Origin of the sequence: Cytobacillus sp. S13-E01 (genome assembly GCF_029193815.1) — a bacterium.
Classification (GTDB): Bacteria; Bacillota; Bacilli; order Bacillales; family Bacillaceae_L; genus Bacillus_BV.
Map to the genome: position 1 here is coordinate 61,336 of NZ_JARFVC010000016.1, position 17,258 is coordinate 78,593.

A 17,258-nucleotide genomic window follows, 5' to 3' on the forward strand; every position below is an offset into this window, starting at 1 on the left:
AAAGAATAGTAAAAAGTCGGATTTAGCTGAAAATACACAATTTTAGAGGAGTTCATGCTAAAATATAGAATAAGTGCTAAGTGAATCCGGTGACATATTTGAGCGAGCGCTCGTTTGGAGGGGAATTCTCATGATCAAAAAGATAGATCATATTGGAATTGCTGTAAAAAAACTTGAAGATTCATTGCCGTTTTATACAGATACATTAAAACTCATATTAGAAGGCATTGAAACTGTCGAATCTGAAAAGGTAAAAGTGGCTTTTATACAAATTGGTGAATCAAAGATAGAGTTACTAGAGCCTACAAGTGAGGATAGCCCAATTGCTAGCTTTATTCAAAAGCGTGGCGAAGGGATACATCATATTGCTCTATGTGTGGATTCAATCGAAGAGCGCATAAAGCAGATTCAAAATGAAGGAATTCGGATGATTCATGAAACAGCAAAACCAGGTGCGGGTGGGGCAAAGATTGCTTTTATGCACCCAAAATCAACTGGGAATATACTGTATGAATTATGTGAGAAACCATCCAAGGAGGAAAAAGAGTAATGGTTGATATTTATGAAAAAATTAATGAACTATATGATCGCCGACGTGAAGTAGAACTTGGCGGTGGTGATGAAAGAATAGAAACACAACATGAAAAAGGTAAATTAACTGCACGAGAACGGATTGAATTATTGGTTGATGAAGGTACGTTTGTAGAATTGAACCCATTTATCGAACATCGATGTGTGGATTTTGGACTAGAAGGTAAAAAAGGTCCTGGTGACGGCGTTGTCACGGGTTATGGGAAAGTTAATGGTCGTCCGATCTATTTATTCTCTCAGGATTTTACGGTGTTTGGAGGAGCTCTTGGAGAAATGCACGCAAAGAAAATTTCTAATGTGATGGATTTAGCAGCAAAAAACGGCGCTCCTTTTGTTGGCTTAAACGACTCAGGAGGTGCGAGGATTCAAGAGGGTGTTGTATCATTAGATGGTTATGGACATATCTTTTATAGAAATGCGATTTATTCTGGAGTTATTCCACAAATATCTGTCATAATGGGCCCATGTGCTGGTGGAGCTGTTTATTCTCCGGCCATTACAGACTTTGTCTTCATGGTTGAAGAAACAAGTCAAATGTTTATTACCGGTCCAAAAGTAATTGAAACGGTAACTGGAGAAAAAATAAGCTCAGAGGATTTAGGAGGGGCTAAGGTACATAATTCGATAAGTGGTAATGCCCATTTTTCAGGGCAAACTGAACAAGATGTCATTGCTGAAGTTAGAAAGCTTCTTAGTTATTTGCCACAAAACAATGAAGAAAAGGCACCACGTATTGATTCAACCAATAACGATGATTATCGTCCTGATCTTACAGATGTTATCCCATTTGATGCAATCCGTCCTTATGACGTTCGCAAGGTAATTGAACAAGTTGTTGATGAAGGATCATTTATGGAAGTACATAAAGATTTTGCGAAAAACATCGTAGTTGGCTTAGCTCGAATAAAAGGAGAAGTAGTAGGTCTTGTATGTAATCAACCGAAGTTTTTGGCAGGCGGCCTTGATATTGATTCGTCCGATAAAGCAGCTAGATTTATACGTTTCTGTGACTCATTTAATATTCCTATCATTACATTTGAGGATGTTACTGGATTTTTCCCTGGAGTAAAACAGGAGCATGGCGGAATTATTAGACATGGAGCCAAAATTTTATATGCCTATTCAGAAGCTACCGTTCCTAAACTAACCGTGATTCTTAGAAAAGCATATGGTGGAGCCTATGTTGCACTAAACAGTAAATCAATCGGAGCCGATCTTGTATTTGCATGGCCAAATGCAGAAATAGCTGTAATGGGACCACAAGGTGCGGCTAATATCATTTTTGCTCGTGAAATTGCAGAAAGCGAAGATCCTGAAGCAACTCGTGCTCAAAAAATTGAAGAATACCGTGAGAAATTTGCCAATCCTTATGTTGCTGCAAGTCAAGGAATGGTCGATGATGTGATCGATCCCCGCGATACACGAATTAAAATTATTCAAGCACTGGAAATGCTACGCAATAAAAAAGAGGATAGACCTAAAAAGAAACATGGAAATATTCCTTTATAAAAGGGATTGAAAATAGTGAAGTTTGGCCATTTATGAAAATTGGCGTGCAAGTTTCGAATATGGTAGTCTGATAAAGGATATAAGTTGTCTACTCTTTGGACGACATTACATAAGTTTCTAATTGGAGGGTATATACCGCATGATAAATCAAGAACGCCTTATTGAAGGTTTTTTAGAGTTGGTGAAAATTGACTCAGAAACAAAACATGAAACTGACATTGCAAAGGTCCTAAAGGAGAAATTTACTGCTCTAGGAGTGGATGTAGTAGAAGATGACACGACTGCGGAAACTGGACATGGTGCTGGTAACTTAATTTGTACGTTAGAAGGTACAAAACAAGATGTTGACACTATTTATTTTACATCTCATATGGATACTGTTGTCCCAGGTAAAGGAATTAAACCTTCTATTAAAGACGGTTACATCATAACAGATGGTACAACGATTCTAGGTGCAGATGACAAAGCAGGCTTAGCTGCAATGTTCGAAGCGATTAAAGTCCTTAAAGAAAACAAGATAGAACATGGTACGGTACAATTTATTATTACTGCAGGTGAGGAGTCAGGTCTAGTAGGTGCAAAAGCACTTGATCCTGCACTTTTAAAAGCTAAATATGGCTATGCGCTTGATAGCGATGGTAAGGTCGGGAATATTATTGTAGCAGCTCCAACACAAGCAAAGGTTAAAGCGACTATTATTGGTAAAACAGCACATGCTGGGGTTGCCCCTGAAAAAGGGGTATCTGCCATTACGATCGCTGCAAAGTCGATTGCTAGAATGCCATTAGGTAGAATTGATGAAGAAACAACAGCAAATATTGGACGCTTTGAAGGGGGTACACAAACAAATATCGTTTGTGATCGCGTAGACATTCTTGCAGAGGCACGTTCATTAGTACCAGAGAAAATGGAAGCACAAGTAGAGGCAATGAAAGAAGCTTTCGAAACAGTGGCAAATGAAATGGGTGGACGTGCGGATGTAGAAGTTACCGTTATGTATCCAGGATTTAAATTTGCTGATGGAGACCATGTTGTCGAAGTAGCTAAACGTGCTGTAGAAAAAATCGGTCGCCTTAGTCAGCTTGGACAAAGTGGTGGAGGAAGTGACGCTAACGTTATAGCAGGACATGGAATACCAACAGTAAATCTTGCTGTAGGTTATGAAGAAATTCATACAACAAACGAGAAAATGCCGATTGAAGAACTAGTTAAAACGACTGAATTGGTTGTAGCTATTATTGAAGAAGTAGCTAAATAAAAATAAGTTAACATGACTGCTCACAGGTGATGGGCAGTTTTTGTTTGTTTAGAAATCAATTGTATCCTCTGAATCTAGTAATTCTGTTTCATATTTAAAGATAGTATAGTATGATGTAGATTACATAGTACATTAGTCATAGTGTTTATAAGGCTACGTACATACACCATGTTAATTGAGGTGATTCAAATGGAAGCTAGCAAAGTCGTCGTTTTCCAAGTAGGAAATGAAGAATATGGAATACCTGTTCAAAATGTCATTTCGATAGAAAGAATTCAACCTTCTACTGTAATACCAAAAATGCCATCATTTATGAAAGGGGTTGTAACAATTAGGGAGGAATTAGTCCCTGTAATTGATACTGGTATTATTCTATATGACCGGACAACAATCGAAACCGATAAATCAAGGATGATTGTTACAAAGACGGAGGATCTATCTGTAGGCTTAATCGTAGATGACGCAAAGGAAATTCTAGATATTCCACAAGAAAAAATTAAACAACTTAATCTCCTTGCCTATCAAAAAACCTCCTATTTCCTTGGAGTAGCCAACCTAGAAAATCGCTTGCTAACATTACTAGACCCAAACAACTTATTTGAGAGTTTAGAAGGAATCAAACAAATCAAAGAACATATGAACAGCTTGGTTTAATTATAAATAATTTTGGACAGACGACCTCATGACGTCTGTCTTTTTTTATTGAAAACGACAATATGGTAAAATAACAGAAATACGTTAGTAGGATGTGTGTCGTGATGAAGCAAATGTATCCAAAAAACGGTAGAGTAATCCTTCATGTGGATATGAATAGTTTTTATGCATCTGTTGAAATGGCATATGACGAAAGCCTGAGAGGCAAACCTCTAGCAATAGCAGGAAACGTTGAAGAACGTAGGGGGATCATCATCACATGTAGCTATGAAGCGCGAGCACTTGGAGTAAAGACAACAATGCCACTATGGGAAGCGAAAAAATTATGCCCAAATTTGTTAATAAAAAAACCAAACTTTGAACGGTATCGTAAGGCCTCCCTTGCTATGTTTGAATTATTAAGAATATATACAGATCTAGTTGAGCCTGTATCCATTGATGAAGGCTATTTAGATATAACAGACTGCTATGAAAAAGGTTCACCTCTTGATATTGCCAAGGAAATACAAAAGAAATTACAACAAGAATTATTACTCCCTTGTAGTATTGGAATTGCGCCAAATAAGTTTTTGGCAAAGACTGCTTCAGATATGAGAAAACCATTAGGTATAACAGTACTTAGGAAGCGGGATATACAGGAAAAGCTTTGGCCATTACAGGTTAACGAAATGCATGGGGTCGGCAAGAAGACAGCTGAAAAGTTAGCGAAGATTAACATACATACCATAGAAGACCTAGCCAAAGGTAATGATATACAATTAAAGCAAATCCTAGGGATAAATGGAGAAAGGTTAAAACAACGCGCAAATGGAGTAGATAATCGTCCAGTTGACCCAGATGCTATTTCTGATTTTAAAAGTATTGGCAATTCTACAACATTACCGCGGGATTCAACTGATCTCCATGAATTAATGGATGTTCTTAAAAGACTGTCTGAATCTGTTGGTAGAAGAATACGGAGAAAGGATATGCTTACAAATAATGTTCAGCTAACTATCCGCTACCAAGATAGATCTACAATTACAAGGAGTAAAAAATTGGAGAACCCAATAAATGATGATGAAGCGATTTTTGCTGCCGCTGTAAGGCTCTGGAAGCGACACTGGACTGAGGAACCAGTTCGTTTACTTGGAGTGACCGCCCAAGAGTTAGTTGAAAAAGGAGAAGCTTTTAAACAACTTGACTTATTTTCATATGAGAAAGATGCAAAAAAAGAACCCTTACTAAAAGTAGTTGAACAATTAAAAGGAAAATTTGGTTCGGAGATTGTAAGTCATGGAATTAAAAAAACAAAACAGGCTTCATATGGTGATAATGACCATGGTACTAGTTTTGAAAAAGACTTTTTATCAGATATAAATAAAAACCAATAAAAAGAAACAAAGATTACGAAAACAGCTATTAGGAAAGAATAAGGTCATTGTAAATTAGTGATTGTTATAGAAGCTGTAACTTGATATAGTTAGTACTATTGTGTTATTTTCTAAAAGGAAAAGTAAATAGGTTCTAGAAGGGACGTTTATTGATGTCAAAACAACAAATAGGTGTAATTGGTTTAGCGGTAATGGGTAAGAATTTAGCTATGAATATTGAAAGCAGGGGTTATACTGTTTCAGTCTATAACCGTTCAGCTGATAAAACAGATGAAATGCTTAATGAAACAGAAGGTAAAAATGTTATCGGTACATATAGTGTTGAGGAATTTGTACACTCGCTTGAAACTCCAAGAAAAATATTACTGATGGTAAAAGCGGGAAAACCTACTGATGCAACAATTGAACAATTAAAGCCATATTTATCCAAAGGTGATATATTAATAGATGGCGGTAACACTCTCTTTGTTGATACACAGCGAAGAAATAAGGAATTAAGTGCTGCGGGAATCCACTTTATCGGTACAGGTGTTTCAGGTGGGGAAGAAGGTGCATTAAAAGGACCTTCAATAATGCCAGGTGGTCAAAAAGAAGCATATGAATTAGTTGAACCAATTTTAAAGGATATTTCTGCAAAAGTCGATGGAGACCCTTGTTGTACATATATTGGGCCAGATGGTGCAGGACATTACGTGAAAATGGTACATAACGGTATTGAATATGGAGATATGCAGCTTATTTGTGAAGCTTACTTTTTAATGAAACATGCTCTTGGATTAGAAGCAGCCGAGCTTCATGAAATCTTTGCAGATTGGAACAAGGGTGAGCTTGATAGTTATCTAATTGAAATTACTGCTGATATCTTTACAAAAATCGATGAAGAAACAGGCAAACCGCTAGTTGATTTAATCTTAGATACTGCGGGGCAAAAAGGAACTGGAAAATGGACAAGCCAGAATGCTTTAGATCTTGGTGTAGCATTACCAATCATAACTGAGTCTGTGTTCGCTCGTTTCATCTCAGCTATGAAGGAAGAACGTGTAATGGCAAGTAAGGTATTAACAGGGCCAGAGAAAATTTCCTTTGAAGGTGATAAAAAGGAGTTTGTTGAAGCTATTCGTAAAGCATTGTATATGAGTAAAATTTGTTCGTATGCACAAGGTTTTGCGCAAATGAAAGCTGCTTCTGAAGAATATGATTGGAATTTACAATATGGTGATATTGCGATGATTTTTAGAGGTGGATGTATCATCCGTGCGGCATTCCTTCAAAAAATTAAAGATGCGTTTGACAGAGATTCAAATCTTCCCAATCTTTTATTGGATCCATATTTTAAAGAAATTGTAGAAGGCTATCAAGGAGCACTTCGAGAGGTGATTGGACAGGCGATTACTCGTGGTATTCCAGTTCCATCGTTCTCAAGTGCTTTAGCTTACTATGATAGCTATCGTACAGAGTCACTACCAGCAAACCTACTACAAGCACAACGTGATTACTTTGGTGCTCATACATATCAAAGAATAGATAAAGAAGGTATTTTCCATACGGAATGGATGTCTAAATAATGAAGCGTTGGTCACTTAAAGTAGACAAAGTATAGATTTTCTTTTCAATTATTCCCTACCTATTAAAAAAACCCCCTACCTAGTAGGGGGTTTTTGCAATCTAGTTTAAATTCTCTAATAAAAGAATTCTGGCTGGGGAAGCATCGATGCCAGCAAGCTTAAGCGGTGCTGCTACCATCAGGTAACTTCCTTGATCTACATCTTTAAGACGAAGTCCCTCAATTATAATGATATTGTTCGCAAACAATGTTTTATGGGTAGGGTGGCCTTCTTGGCTTCTCTCGATACCAAGTGCGTCTGTCCCAACACCACGAACACCTAATTCTGAGACGTATTTTGCTCCATCCTCAGCTAAGAAAATGAAGTCAAAATTAAACTCTTCGTCATATGAGTTTTTTGTCTTGAATAATAAGAAATCATCAGCCTGAATATCCAGCTTGTCTAAGTCTGCTTTTGTAATTCTATCTTCAACATGTGTTAAATCAAGTACTTTACAGGAACCTACTAATTTTTCAATTGGAATTGTTTCAAACGTTTCCCCGTTAATTACCATATGTAAGGGCGCATCAATATGGGTGCCTGTATGTACATCTAAAGCTAACCTGGTTTCTGAAACGTATCCATTCGTAACTGTTGTTAGTTTTGGTTGTTTCTCAGGTTTGTTTTTGTAAACTGGCATACCTTCGAAAATAGGGGCTGTTACATCATATATTTTCATAAAACCATCCTTTCTATTTATCAAAGTCCGTGACTGGCCACCAGATAAAGCTATCCTCTGCTAAAAGCTGATCCGCTTCTTTTGGGCCCATTGAACCAGAGTGATAATTAGGGAAATTAGTAGCCATTTGGGTTTCCCATACATTTGAAATTGGATCCACAAAGCTCCAAGAAAGTGCAACTTCATCCCAATGTGTAAAGTTAGTTGCGTCACCTCGCATACAATCATAAAGAAGTTTTTCATAGGCTTCTGGTGTGTTAATGCCGTCAACACAATTGTTACAGAAGTCTAATTTTACAGGAGTCGTTTGAATATTTTGGCCTGATTTTTTAGCGTTTAAGTGCAATGTTATCCCTTCATCTGGTTGGATATTAATCACTAGCAAATTAGGAGTTTGCGCCATCTCACCCTTACTATAGTAAAGGTTCATCGGAATATCTTTAAATTGAACAACAATTTTTGTGGATTTAGCGCTCATTCTTTTTCCAGTTCTAATGTAAAAAGGTACACCAGCCCAGCGGAAGTTATCGATTAATAATTTACCAGCAACAAATGTTTCAGTATTGGAATTATCATCAACGTTATTTTCTTCACGGTATCCGATAACTTCCTTTCCATCAACCATCCCCTTACCATATTGGCCTCTCACGAAATAACCATGAACTTCATCCTCAGATACGGGTCGGAGTGCTCGTAAGACTTTTATTTTCTCACTACGGATTTCATCTGTAGTTAATTTAATCGGTGGTTCCATAGCTAGAAGTGCGACCATTTGCATCAAATGGTTTTGAAGCATATCACGTAATGCCCCTGATGTTTCATAATATCTACCACGATCCTCGACGCCTAGTACTTCACTAGAGGTGATTTGGACGTTTGCTATATAACGATTGTTCCATAACGGTTCAAAGATTGCATTTGCAAATCGTATTACTTCGATATTTTGAACCATTTCTTTTCCTAGGTAATGGTCAATCCGATAAATTTGGTTTTCATTAAAGGCCTGACGAATTTGATCATTTAGTTGTTGTGCAGAAGGTAGATTATGTCCAAATGGCTTTTCAATCACTAAACGGCTAAAACCGGTTGTTGATGTTAGCCCTTCTTTCTTTAAATATTCCGCAATCGTTCCAAAAAATTCAGGCGCCATAGCTAAATAGAAGATACGATTTCCTTCTGTATTATATTGTTCATCCAACTTCTCAAGTAAAACTTTAATCTCTAAATAGCACGAAGAATTTGTAACATCACAAGCTTGATAATAGAAATGATTTGAAAATGTTTCTAGAACTTCTGTTTCTTTGTTGAATTCTGTAATAGACTCTTCTACATCATTACGAAATTCTTCTGATGATAGTTCCCGGCGTGCAACACCAACAACTGCAAAATCTTCAGATAAATTTCCTTTCTTGTAAAGATTATAAATGGAAGGAAAAAGTTTTCGTTTTGCTAAGTCACCTGTTGCTCCGAAAATAACGATGATTGTTTTAGGTTGTTCTAATCTATTCACATAAAGAACCTCACTTTTAGCAAGCTATTGTACTTAGATTTATGTATCCCATACAAATACTTAATTTTAGACGTTTATCGTCATTAAATCAATTAATTAGAAAAAAAGCCCAAGATAATCTGAATTCTTCTTTTAGTATTCCAAAAGTATCTATTTCTAACATAAGCTTTGGTTGGCATCATATACTCTACCAATTCTTAGCGCATGATTACCGCTTACGGCTTCTCATAATCGTTCCAAAAAAGAACACGATTTTCTTCTGGAAGCATTTCTTGTAACCTCAGTGCATAATAATCAAAGTGGTGTGTATCTTCATATAAAGTCCCATCTAAATCAAAAACAATTACTCTCGTCTTGTTATGTACCATACTGTTTCTCCTTTTACGATGTGTTAACTCTAATAAGTATAACCAAAAACGATGTAATACCATAGTTACTCTACATTAGAAAGAGGCACTTCTTCTAAATTTTCTTAAAAAAACTATGTTTATACATTATAATGTAAATAATCTACTATTAAGGAGTATTTGGAATGTGGCATAAACAAATCATTGAAAATAAATTGCAAAATTTACTATCATTTAGTGCTTGGACTATCCTTTTAGCCAGTTTATATACTGAATCAATCTTATTATTTGTATTTGCTTGTTTTTTTATTGTGTATGATCTTTCTAGCAAATTATATTTAAAATACGTAGCTAATGATTTTGTGATAGAACATGAAAAACAACGAGTTAAACTGTTTGCAGGGGAGACGGGGATCATGATAGTGCGAATCAATCATTTTGGTCGATTACCTATTATTAATGGTGTGCTACGTCTTACTGTTGATAATGTGATAGCATGTGATTCCTATAAAACGTCAGTGGTTAAGAATCAACTGGATATTCTTATTCCAATCTCTGTTGCAGGCCGTGAAGAGATTGAGATTTCAATCCCGGTACAAGCCCGAAGGCGAGGGTTGGCCCGGATTAGAAGAGTTAACCTGTCTATTAATCATCCATTTGGCTTTGGAATGGCTTTTCTAGAAAATAATATCGGTATTAATCATGAGGTTATTATTTACCCGTCACCTATTGTAGTCGAGGGGCTTGAAAAGATGACCCCTAAACAGATTGGTAATTATTATAACCGCAGTTCCCTTTTTGTAGATCATACTTCGACAATCGGGACAAGGGATTACGAACAGACTGATCCTTTTAATCGAATCCATTGGAAAGCTACTGCCCGTACTACTAACTTGCAGACAAAAATCCTAGAGCCTACCTCACAATTTGCCTGGACGCTTATAGTAAATGTTAAAGATGGTAACGGAATTATTGGGAATTTAGAAAGTGTTTTGAGTTATGTGGCTTATATCTGCCAAATTGCTACAAAAAAAAATATCGAATTTCAACTACTTATCAATATTCGTTCTTCAGGAAAAACACCATTTTACTATCTACCACTTGGGAGTGGAAAAGCTCAGCTTTCAAAAGTACTTGAAATATTAGCTAGAGTCCACAAGCAATCAGTTGTAATCCCTTTTGATAGAATGCTGTTTTACATAAGTAAGCACCATAAACTATCTGCATTTACGATTACATTGGGACCTGTTACTTATAAAGACGAGGTTATATATCAAGGCTTTACAAGACAAGGGATTGAGAATTATAAGATTATTGATAGTGAAGGAAAGGGCTATATTGTCAAAATGCTTAGCTCCAACACCGAGAAAGAGAAGGTGTTAGTGTAATGAAAAGAGACACTATTTTACGAACTTATCATTATTTTATAGAAGCATATTTACTATATATAGTAATTTTCCTCTATTATATGTTTTCAAATACGCTACCACCTATCATTCCGTTTATTACTTTGGTTGGGGGAACTGGACTACTAGTTTTTCTTATCTTTTTGAAAAGTAAGAAGCAGTCTTTTTTGACCTTTCTTACCGCTGCAGTAGTTACTTTACTTGTTGGAATAGCTCTAAATTATCAGATTGAATTACTCATTATATTGGCGGGTTTTATGTTATGGCGTATTCCAATACTTGTGAATGAGGCAGCAGATAGCCAAAATGAAGGGGGAGTATTAGTATTCTCCTTCGCGGTAGGGGTCATTTATTTTATTTCAGCCGCTATGATGGATTACCCTTTTCGAAATCTAATTCTAATCTTAACTGCACTTCAAGTAATCTTTATCATTATCGGGCGTTTTATTAAAGGTCTTATGACAGGGTCTTATGCAAATGAGCAAACAAGGAAAAAGCAAACGAATTGGCTTATTAAAATGATTGGTATTACGACAGGAGGTATCGCCTTACTTGCACTATCACTACCAGCTATTAAGTGGTTATTCTTTTTCCTTTTAAAAACTATTTTCCTTGTTTTAAGTATTCCTTTCATGCCATTATTATACTGGCTCATGAGTATAGAGAGTTTGCAAAAATATTGGGAATCTGAAGGGGAAGCAGATGTTGAAGATGGTTTGCTAGAAAATGTATTTGAAGGAATCGAAGCGAAGGAACAAGTCGACTTTTCTAATCTTTGGGTGTTAGTATCAGCAGTCATAATCATTATTACTGCGATTATTGTATATAAAAAATATCGAAGTTTGGCACAAGGTAGTGAGCGACAAAACGATAGTTTACTAATAAGATCTAAGTCTTCTGATATGGTAAATTCAGGCCGGTCCATTTTTAGGCGGAGACAAAAGCCACCAAAGGATTATGTTCGAAAGCTCTTCTATGATTTAGAAAATATCGGAGCAAAAAAAAAGCTTGGAAGACATTCAGCCGAGACAGCTAAGCAATGGTTCGACCGAGTGGGTCTATCCGAACATGATGATGTTATACAATCATATGAAAAGGTTAGATATGATGAAACATCATTATCAAAAGAGGAAATCGAGAAATATGATATAGTTATAAAAGAAATTAAAGAAAAATTAAACAAGAAAGATGTCTAGCTAATAGGAGGTATGCAAGTGGAGGTAGTGTTTCTAGGAACAGGTGCAGCTGTTCCAGCCAAAGAACGTAACGTAACGGGTATCGCTTTGCATCTTTTAGAGGAACGGGGCGCTACATGGCTTTTTGACTGCGGAGAAGCAACACAGCACCAAATACTCTATACATCTATTCGACCTAGACGCATTGAAAAAATATTTATCACTCACCTTCATGGGGACCATATATTTGGATTACCAGGATTACTGGGTAGCCGGTCTTTTCAAGGAGGTCAATCCTTGCTAACGATATATGGACCAAGAGGGATAAGGGATTATATTCAAACTTCATTAAGTATAAGTAATACTCATCTTCGGTATCCGTTGGAAATTGTCGAAATTGAAGATGGCGTTGTATTCGAAGACAATCAGTTTCTTATAACAGCTACCAAATTGGACCACGGAATAGCTTCATATGGATATCGTATTGAAGAAAAGGACCTTCCAGGTACGTTACTTGTGGATAAACTAAAGGAACTTCGGATTCCACCAGGCCCTATTTTTCAGAGGATAAAAGCTTTGGAGACTGTCAAATTAGAGGATGGGCGGATTATAAATGGTGAGGAATTCGTTGGACCACCTCAAAAAGGTAGAGTTGTTACTATTTTAGGTGATACACGAATTTGTGAGGCAAGTAGCAAACTCGCGAGTGATGCGGATGTACTCATACACGAAGCGACTTTTAGCGCTAACGAAAAACAGCTTGCCAAAGATTATTTCCATTCAACAACCACACAAGCTGCAACTATAGCTATAGAAGCAAATGTTAAAACATTAATTATTACTCATATTAGCTCTCGTTATCAAGGCGAGGATTATAAGCAGCTGTTAATAGAAGCTAAAGCTATTTTTGATAATACCTACATTGCAAAAGATTTTATGAGCTATAAAGTAGTAAGAGCGTAAGTTCTGAGGAATGGAAGGCCATGACGAACCCCGATGTATATAAAGTTCATATAAATGAAGAAGAGTATAGTGTCACGAGAATTTGGCATTAGAAAAATACTTAAGCTACCTCTTATCTGTATGGAGAGGTAGCTTTTGTTGTTGCCTAGAAAAGAAAATGTCTTCATTATATAATAGATTTAACTTTACTATTGTTTGTAATGAATTCTATTGAAACCTGATTAAAATGCGTAGGTGAATCAATGTTGCATACATGTCCAGCATGTTTAATGCACACCAAGGCAACTTCTTTTGTTCTTGCGGCTAGCTGTTTAACTGGTGGTAAAAACATGTGATCTTGCTCACCCATAATGAAAAGTGTAGGGATATTATTGAAATCATGTTGCAGCTTTCTTAGAAATGGATTGATTGATCTCGTAAGTGAAAACCATCGAATAAATTCTTTTTGACAGAGCTTTTTTGCTTGTGAAACAAACGTGTTCCGTGCTTCTTTATGATGGAGTTTAGGCATCATAATCCAAGCGAAGAGACGGTAAAGTAACATGTAAGGTAGTAAATATTTGCCCATATTACCTAATGCCAGCAGAAGTCTAGAACGGAAGATTAACTCGGTAACAGCACCCCCAAGAACCATAGATTTAATGCGATGTGCATGCTGTTGAGCGATTGTTTGTATGACGACTGTGCCAAGACTAATCCCAACAAAATGACTTGAATCTATTTTTAAATGATTTAATACCTCAATTACTTCTTCAGCTATATGTTGAAAGTTATCATTTTTTCTCCATTTATTTTTACTTGACCTACCATGACCACGTAAATCTAGTAATAGGATATTAAAGTGTTTTTTATATTCCTTCACTTGTTTATACCAAACAGACGAGCTACCCCCTGCACCATGAATAAAAGTTACCCAAGGTAGAGAATTATTAAGTATATAAGTTTTATAATGTAACATAGTTCCTCCAGTAACTTATTTTTTCGATGGTAACGAATTCATAGTTAATTATACAGGTGTTACCCGATTTTTTTAAGAGAATTTTTAAAAAAACTAAAAGTTATAGCTATATGTGATCATTTTTGTATTTTTTCTTGTGAATTGTTATATTGATAATCAAGTGTTCGACCTATTATAGTTAAAAGAGGGGATTACGTGGGAATTATTGCTACACAAAAGTACACTATAGTTACTAGAGTAATCGAATCAAATCAACAAAAATATATAGAAGAGGAGAAATACCTTTATTTGTATTTAGATAGGATCGTCAGTACTTCACATCACTTCCTACTTTCAGATGTTTTTGATATGTCCTATAAAAAAATATCTGCAGTAGTTGGTTTTTTATATTTACATACAAATCAAGGGGTATTTTCTTATACTGTTAAAACAAATCCAAAGCCATTTATTTATGAATATAAAAGCGTAAAATGAGATATCGATTCAAAATTTAAAAGCACATCCACCTATATACAAATGAATGCGCTTTTGTTCATGCTTAGGAATTTATAAAATTGTAAGGTTGTGTATAACTTCGTGTCTCTGTCTATCTACGTCTAGCTCCAGGCGCCATCGGACCTGAGGTCATAAGCCATTTCCTTTAAGAAGGAAAAACCACCTTCTTAAAGGAACCGTCTTATGCTTGTCGCCGATAAGCGGGCGCGCCTTGCGCTTTTGTTCATGCTATTTACCCTACATACTAACTGCTTTTAAGTCTGTCTGTTCTGAGTAGTTCATTGATTTTTTTCATTGTTTTGGGGCCTGTAACCCCGTCTACTGTTAATCCGTTGTTAGCCTGAAAGGTTCGAACCGCTTGCTCTGTAATTGTTCCGTAGGTATCGGTGTAGGTTGCATTAAAAAGTCCTAAATGATTTAACTTTTTTTGGAGTATAGTAACTTCCTCCCCTTTTGAACCAACTTTTAATGTAGCAGTAGGCGATATTACCTCGGCGGAGCGATCCAGCAATGCAGCCATTTGTGATCGTTTAATCGGGTCAGTCGGTCCAAACGTCCCATTATTATAACCATTAAAAACATCTAGTTGATTCATTATAGCAATACTTTCATAAGACCATCGCTTCTTCGTGACATCTTTAAAAGGAGTAGTTGCTAAATTGGCTTTTTGATTTGTTACATTTAAACTTCTGTCTAGGATAACAGCCATTTGTTCCCTTGTTATCGGTTCATTCTGTCCAAACGTGCCATCAGTACGTCCTTTAATGATTCCATGTTGGCGTGCAATCTCAATTTCTGTTAATGCCCAGTGATTGTTTGCTATGTCTTTGTAGGATGAGGTTCCTATTTCACCTATTGGCTTCAGTTCAAGAACTCTTACCAATATCACTGCAGCTTGTGCGCGGGTTAGTTTTTCTTCGGGTGCAAAGGTTTGTGCGTCTTTTCCTTTTATCCAACCTTTTCGTTGGACGGATAAAATTGAATCATAGGCCCAATGCCCATTAATGTCGTTAAATGGATTAGTTGTATTTTCTGCTGGTTCCGGAATAGTTGAATCCTCTTGTTCAGTTGCTGCTGACACCGGAGTAGAATCTCCACGTAACCATACTGCATATTCATTCCATATAGCAGTATTTTCCTGACCTAAACTCCAACTTCCTGTTCCACGTAGACTATATTTATGAACTAATTCTAATTTTGCAGCGATGGATGCTTCATTTTCATACCAAATATGATATGTACCAGGTTTAAGAACCTTTCCTGCTATTATTGTTGGCTCATCAGTCGGAAGTATCGTGATAATAGCTTTTGGTGATTTTGCTACATCGTCATATACTACTTTTCCGCTATACTTTGATAACAATTCTTCTACCCTTACTTTTGATATTCCGGTACCACCTGTTGCCTCGCCCTCTATCCAATAGCGACCGAAAAATGGAACCCCTAATACAATCTTATCGCCTGGAACCCCTTCATTAAGTGCATATTGAATCGATCTTTCAACCCATGGATAACTTGCTACAGGACCTTGGGGACCGCCTGAATAACTTTCATCATATGCCATGATCATTAGGTAATCAGCGTATTTAGCAAGTTCATTATAATCGTACGAACCATGCCAGCCTTTGTTCCAACCATTAGGGTTTGCTGCTACAGCAACAGAAACTTCCTTATCTTTAGGGATTTTTTCACGGAGCAATCTTACAAGATCTGTGTAATCCTCTCGATCTACATCTGTTACATTTTCAATATCTACATTGACACCTTCAAGATTATTTTTTTCAATAGCTTCGGCAATTTGAGTTGCCAAACGTTCTCTATTCTGTAATGCAGAGCGTCCAAGATCACGATCCCAATGATTACTTAAAAAGGGGACCACTTTGATCCCACGGCTATGCATCTCATCAACAAAATTTTTATCTAGCTGTGACGTTAGTTTCAAACTACCGTCAGCATTAAGATCAAAATAACTAGGAGAAGCGACTGAAAGATTGCCCTGTGTTCGATCAACCTGTTTGATAAAATTTGCTGAACCTCCGAAATACAGATAGGACATGTTAAATCCCGGGTCGTGATGGGCCGAAGCTTTATCTAAATCAATCGTCGAAAATAATAAAGAACCTACTAGTATATTTGCGCCTATTATTTTCTTGTTAGGAAAGTGATCTTTAATATACTGTTTAACTCTTTTAGTAAGGTTTTCTTTTTTTTCGGTTTCATTTACAATATTTAATTCATTTGCAAACTCGTGATTGAACCGATTTACATAAAGCGTTAACATGTATCCGTTATCTACTTGTACTAGCTCATGCCTTAAAAATAAATCCATTTTAAAACCATCCTTAGTTCATTAATATCCTTATTTTCTACATTGTTCAGTTATATTATTAGGAATTTCGAACAGGCATCTAATTAATTAGGCAACAAAGTTTGAATATATGACGTTTTTTGTTATAGAAATAGCCCGTAAAACCACGCGGGCTTGCCCCGTGGATGTAAGGGCTTCGCTCAAGGATAGTCTTCGGACTGCCCTATTTGAGCGACTTTCTTTCAAAATATGTATTGAGAACATATATTCCTATGTGGTAAAATTCACATATAGAGTTTTAATTTTAAGATTTTAAGGTGAAAAATGAGCGAATACAATAGATTAAATCATTGTAAATTCCTTATCCAATACCATATTATATGGTGTCCAAAGTTTAGATTTAATGTGTTAAAAGGGAACGTAGAATC

15 protein-coding genes are annotated in these 17,258 nt (G+C 36.3%); 10 read left to right on the forward strand and 5 right to left on the reverse strand.

From position 1 onward, the window contains the following. Positions 1 to 130: 130 nt before the first annotated feature. From mce to gndA, 6 genes are all read left to right on the forward strand, one after another. The gene (gene mce, locus PY093_RS11830) at positions 131 to 550 is read left to right on the forward strand and encodes a methylmalonyl-CoA epimerase (protein ID WP_275646076.1); all 420 of its coding nucleotides are present in this window, start codon (positions 131 to 133) and stop codon (positions 548 to 550) included. Further along, complete coding sequence (locus PY093_RS11835; protein WP_275646077.1) at positions 550 to 2,100, forward strand: acyl-CoA carboxylase subunit beta; 1,551 nt, start codon at positions 550 to 552, stop codon at positions 2,098 to 2,100. Before mce ends, PY093_RS11835 begins: the two co-directional genes overlap by 1 nt. Positions 2,101 to 2,239: 139 nt before the next feature. Then, positions 2,240 to 3,358 carry a M20/M25/M40 family metallo-hydrolase gene (locus tag PY093_RS11840; RefSeq protein ID WP_275646078.1) on the forward strand — a complete coding sequence of 373 codons (1,119 nt, stop codon included), beginning with the start codon at positions 2,240 to 2,242 and terminating at the stop codon, positions 3,356 to 3,358. Positions 3,359 to 3,547: 189 nt separating this feature from the next. Further along, the gene (locus PY093_RS11845) at positions 3,548 to 4,012 is read left to right on the forward strand and encodes a chemotaxis protein CheW (protein WP_275646079.1); all 465 of its coding nucleotides are present in this window, start codon (positions 3,548 to 3,550) and stop codon (positions 4,010 to 4,012) included. Between the two features lie 104 nt (positions 4,013 to 4,116). Continuing rightward, positions 4,117 to 5,385, forward strand: coding sequence for a DNA polymerase IV (locus PY093_RS11850; RefSeq protein ID WP_275646080.1), 1,269 nt, complete (start codon positions 4,117 to 4,119; stop codon positions 5,383 to 5,385). 152 nt (positions 5,386 to 5,537) lie between these two features. Beyond that, complete coding sequence (gene gndA, locus PY093_RS11855; protein WP_275646081.1) at positions 5,538 to 6,950, forward strand: NADP-dependent phosphogluconate dehydrogenase; 1,413 nt, start codon at positions 5,538 to 5,540, stop codon at positions 6,948 to 6,950. 100 nt (positions 6,951 to 7,050) lie between these two features. Here the strand turns inward: gndA and PY093_RS11860 are convergent, their stop codons facing one another. From PY093_RS11860 to PY093_RS11870, 3 genes are all read right to left on the reverse strand, one after another. Next, positions 7,051 to 7,668 carry a cyclase family protein gene (locus PY093_RS11860; protein WP_275646082.1) on the reverse strand — a complete coding sequence of 206 codons (618 nt, stop codon included), beginning with the start codon at positions 7,666 to 7,668 and terminating at the stop codon, positions 7,051 to 7,053. Positions 7,669 to 7,681: 13 nt separating this feature from the next. Then, positions 7,682 to 9,178, reverse strand: a complete 1,497-nt coding sequence (zwf, locus tag PY093_RS11865; protein WP_275646083.1) for a glucose-6-phosphate dehydrogenase — start codon at positions 9,176 to 9,178, stop codon at positions 7,682 to 7,684. Between the two features lie 215 nt (positions 9,179 to 9,393). Further along, entirely contained in the window at positions 9,394 to 9,546 is a 153-nt protein-coding gene (locus PY093_RS11870; RefSeq protein WP_275646084.1) for a hypothetical protein, read from the reverse strand. 164 nt (positions 9,547 to 9,710) lie between these two features. Here PY093_RS11870 and PY093_RS11875 point away from each other — a divergent pair, with 164 nt between their 5' ends. The 3 genes from PY093_RS11875 to rnz are packed head-to-tail and all read left to right on the forward strand — an operon-like array spanning position 9,711 to position 13,069. Next, complete coding sequence (locus PY093_RS11875; protein WP_275646085.1) at positions 9,711 to 10,913, forward strand: DUF58 domain-containing protein; 1,203 nt, start codon at positions 9,711 to 9,713, stop codon at positions 10,911 to 10,913. After that, positions 10,913 to 12,127, forward strand: a complete 1,215-nt coding sequence (locus tag PY093_RS11880; RefSeq protein WP_275646086.1) for a hypothetical protein — start codon at positions 10,913 to 10,915, stop codon at positions 12,125 to 12,127. Before PY093_RS11875 ends, PY093_RS11880 begins: the two co-directional genes overlap by 1 nt. Before the next feature lie 18 nt (positions 12,128 to 12,145). Next, positions 12,146 to 13,069 carry a ribonuclease Z gene (gene rnz, locus PY093_RS11885; protein WP_275646087.1) on the forward strand — a complete coding sequence of 308 codons (924 nt, stop codon included), beginning with the start codon at positions 12,146 to 12,148 and terminating at the stop codon, positions 13,067 to 13,069. A gap of 166 nt (positions 13,070 to 13,235) precedes the next feature. On the opposite strand, the gene PY093_RS11890 is transcribed toward rnz, so the two are convergent. Further along, positions 13,236 to 14,027, reverse strand: coding sequence for an alpha/beta fold hydrolase (locus tag PY093_RS11890; RefSeq protein WP_275646088.1), 792 nt, complete (start codon positions 14,025 to 14,027; stop codon positions 13,236 to 13,238). A gap of 195 nt (positions 14,028 to 14,222) precedes the next feature. Here PY093_RS11890 and PY093_RS11895 point away from each other — a divergent pair, with 195 nt between their 5' ends. Beyond that, complete coding sequence (locus tag PY093_RS11895; protein WP_275646089.1) at positions 14,223 to 14,501, forward strand: hypothetical protein; 279 nt, start codon at positions 14,223 to 14,225, stop codon at positions 14,499 to 14,501. Between the two features lie 265 nt (positions 14,502 to 14,766). Here the strand turns inward: PY093_RS11895 and PY093_RS11900 are convergent, their stop codons facing one another. Then, positions 14,767 to 16,851, reverse strand: coding sequence for an S-layer homology domain-containing protein (locus tag PY093_RS11900; RefSeq protein ID WP_275646090.1), 2,085 nt, complete (start codon positions 16,849 to 16,851; stop codon positions 14,767 to 14,769). Positions 16,852 to 17,258 lie beyond the last annotated feature (407 nt).